This is a genomic window from Bacillus cereus group sp. BfR-BA-01523, assembly GCF_022662615.1.
GTDB lineage: Bacteria > Bacillota > Bacilli > Bacillales > Bacillaceae_G > Bacillus_A > Bacillus_A mycoides.
Genome location: NZ_JAKUDX010000050.1, coordinates 1 through 224 on the forward strand (window position 1 = coordinate 1; position 224 = coordinate 224).

The window sequence follows — 224 nt, forward strand, 5'->3', positions numbered from 1 at the left end:
AATGATGGCAGAGAGGTCACACCCGTTCCCATACCGAACACGGAAGTTAAGCTCTCTAGCGCCGATGGTAGTTGGGACCTTGTCCCTGTGAGAGTAGGACGTTGCCAGGCTATTTATATCATCGCGGGGTGGAGCAGTACGGTAGCTCGTCGGGCTCATAACCCGAAGGTCGCAGGTTCAAATCCTGTCCCCGCAACCAAATGGTCCCGTGGTGTAGTGGTTAA

Annotated in this window: 1 tRNA gene and 1 rRNA gene; both read left to right on the top strand. The window is 54.5% G+C overall.

Annotated elements, in window-relative coordinates:
- Positions 1-110 (top strand): 5S ribosomal RNA (rrf, locus tag MR066_RS27145); the annotation flags it as partial.
- A gap of 12 nt (positions 111-122) precedes the next feature.
- A tRNA-Met gene (locus MR066_RS27150) sits at positions 123-199 on the top strand.
- The last annotated feature ends 25 nt before the right edge of the window (positions 200-224 follow it).